Source organism: Enterobacter sp. RHBSTW-01064 (assembly GCF_014103035.1).
In the GTDB taxonomy this organism is placed as follows: domain Bacteria; phylum Pseudomonadota; class Gammaproteobacteria; order Enterobacterales; family Enterobacteriaceae; genus Enterobacter; species Enterobacter mori.
On record NZ_JABXOU010000026.1, the window covers coordinates 1 to 444 of the forward strand.

Annotated in this window: 1 protein-coding gene; it reads left to right on the forward strand. The window is 65.1% G+C overall.

Going from position 1 to position 444, the window contains the following annotated elements:
* On the forward strand, nt 1-444 hold a 444-nt coding region (locus HV355_RS23975; RefSeq protein WP_182403871.1), incomplete at both ends, for a helix-turn-helix domain-containing protein.

Below are 444 nucleotides of genomic sequence, written 5' to 3' on the forward strand. Positions count from 1 at the left end.
TCTCTGCCGTCGCTTCGGTATTTCACCTGCCACCGGCTATAAGTGGCTTCGCCGCTGGGCGGAGGAAGGGGCCGCCGGCCTTCAGGACCGTCCGCGCATACCGCACCATTCCCCGAACCGCTCATCTGACGACATCACGGCCCTGCTGCGTATGGCCCATGACCGCCATCAACGCTGGGGCGCACGCAAGATAAAGCGCTGGCTCGAAGACCAGGGGCACTGCATGCCCGCCTTCAGCACCGTCCATAACCTGATGGCCCGCCATGGCCTGCTGCCGGGCACTTCACCGGGCATTCCCGCCACGGGACGGTTCGAACACGACGCGCCGAACCGCCTCTGGCAGATGGATTTTAAGGGCCACTTTCCCTTCGGCGGTGGCCGCTGCCATCCGCTGACCCTGCTGGACGACCACTCCCGTTTTTCCCTGTGCCTGGCGCACTGTAC